A 2,247-nucleotide genomic window follows, 5' to 3' on the forward strand; every position below is an offset into this window, starting at 1 on the left:
CGAAGGAGCCAGTCTCGCTTGAAAGCCCCGTCGGCGATGAGGAAGACAGCCACCTCGGCGACTTCATCCAGGATGTCGATGCAGTGATCCCGGTCGATGCGGCGATCCAGTCGAACCTCAAGGAAATCGTCACACGCAGTCTCGCATCGCTTACCCCGCGCGAGGAACGCGTGCTGCGCATGCGCTTTGGCATCGGCATGGATACCGACCACACGCTCGAAGAGGTTGGCCAGCAGTTCTCGGTCACGCGCGAACGGATCCGTCAGATCGAGGCCAAGGCGCCGAGAAAGCTCCAGCACCCAACCAGGTCGCGTGTCATGCGCACGTTCCTGGACTAGGAACGCAATTGCCTCGAATGCGCGAGGCACAGAAGCAGGCGGGCCCGACTGATAGTTTCGAATGAGCAAGGCGGCGGGCCGCGAGGCGGACGAGGGGGGCGGTGGGCCAGAAGTTACATCAACACCGGCGATTGTAACGCTGGCCAGCTGGCGACTGCGCCTGCCCAAGCACCTGCAATCGTGCTCTGGTGATCAAGCTTCGCGCGAGCTGCTTAGCTTCATGCGACGGCCAGCGGCGCCGCTGGCTTTCCGAGCGCCGGGGGCGAGGCGTTCTAGAACCGTAAGTATGCGTGCTGCGGTGGAGCCAAGCGTTGTATGTGATTGACTGTAAAGTCGCGGCCGGCGAAGGTTCGGCGGGGAGAGGGCATGACAGCCACTGACAGCGTTAAACGAGCGATTCGGCCAAATGTGCCGATCGCGGAATGTCTGGTGCGCACTGCCTTGGCCGTCGTGATCCCTACTGGTATTCGGTGGTTTATCGACCAGGGAACTCTGGGTTCCCCGTTTCTGCTCTACTTTCCAGCGGTCCAGGCCATTGCCACGTTCCTTGGCTGGCGATGGGGTGTGGCCACAGCTTTGGGCAGCGTTGTTGCTGGAGCCTGGTTCTTCATGCCTCACATGAGCGGGTCACCGACCGCACTCTACAACGCATTGCTCATCGGTCTCTTCGGCGTTGCTTTGGCTCCGATGATCTTGATGGGACACCTGCTTCGCCAGTCTGTTCTCGAGAACTATGAGCGAGCTCGCCAGAACGAGGAGTTCAACAGAGAGCTGCAGCATCGCACGAAGAACTCGATCCAGATGGTCAGCGCCCTGGCGTCGCAGGCGAGCAAGGCGCCGGATCCAGCAGCTTTCTACGACAAGCTCGCCGCACGCTTGGGCGCGCTTGCGAAAGCGAACGAGCTGCTGCGGTATGGCGCTCTAAGCTCATGCGATATGCACGACCTCATAAGTGGCGCGTTGGCGCCATTCGCACGCGATCAGGTACATACACAGGGACCGAACTGCTGCGTGGCAAAAGACGCGTGCACACCGCTCGTCATGGCCTTGCACGAGCTTGGCACCAACGCTCAGAAGTACGGATCTCTCTCATGCTCAGACGGTCGAGTTGAAATCAGGTGGAAGACAACGGGTGATGAGATCGAACTCGTTTGGGAGGAGAGGGGTGGCCCGCCGGTTTCTGAGCCCACGAGACGAGGACTTGGCACTCGTTTAATCACGCAACAGTCGCAGTTCCGCGCGGTCTCATTGGCATTCGGCTCGAGCGGCTTGACTTGTCACATCAAGCTGTTTGCAGTGCGTTAGGTACTCGAGCTGGCCCATGATCTAGGAGCTCCAGTCCGTCGTGCTTGGTCGAGGAGCGTCCGCGATAGCTGAGCTGCCCCTATCGCTTGCACGGAGCGTCCTGCTCGATCCGTGCGGGTCAGATCCATCGACGAGCTTCTACCTGCTTAGGCTCACGAGAAAGCTGCAACATTGACTTGGGACCTGCTGCCCTGCCTCGGATGTACAGCTGGCGGGTCCCTGGTCCCAGCACGCACTATCTCGTGACGCAGAACTTGAGCGCCGCCTAGCCGAGCCGGGCTGCAGAATTGTCGTAAAAAATGCTCGCTATCAATCTTGACCGACTCAAGAGCCCTCCATATATGCCGCTTCACCGGACGAGACGACGCCACTGAGTGGCTCCATTGCCTGGTCGCCAACATGACGGACAACTAAGTCCCCCACCTGAAAAGCGGGGGATGATTGGTTGTCCGGCTTTACTGTTCGGCGGAGATGGTCGCCAGGGTTTCTTGGTGTTGATCTCGGTTCTTTGACATTGTTGGTTTTAGATGAAGGGACATGTGGGCGACGGCGCCCGGTCCGGGGGTCTTTGGGCTCCGGTAACCGGTAACAAGTCGATGCCTCA

The 2,247-nt window shown here is 59.7% G+C and carries 2 protein-coding genes; both read left to right on the forward strand.

Translation table 11 applies throughout. From position 1 onward, the window contains the following. The coding region (locus GV044_RS21170; RefSeq protein WP_159874450.1) for a sigma-70 family RNA polymerase sigma factor at positions 1 to 338 on the forward strand (338 nt) is incomplete at its 5' end. Between the two features lie 366 nt (positions 339 to 704). After that, complete coding sequence (locus tag GV044_RS21175) at positions 705 to 1,643, forward strand: sensor histidine kinase (protein ID WP_159874451.1); 939 nt, start codon at positions 705 to 707, stop codon at positions 1,641 to 1,643. The last annotated feature ends 604 nt before the right edge of the window (positions 1,644 to 2,247 follow it).

It is taken from the genome of Novosphingobium sp. 9U (assembly GCF_902506425.1).
GTDB lineage: Bacteria > Pseudomonadota > Alphaproteobacteria > Sphingomonadales > Sphingomonadaceae > Novosphingobium.

Excerpts from the sequence above, each read along its gene's own strand:
- GV044_RS21175 (WP_159874451.1), top strand. The coding sequence starts at position 705 with ATGACAGCCACTGACAGCGTTAAACGAGCGATTCGGCCAAATGTGCCG.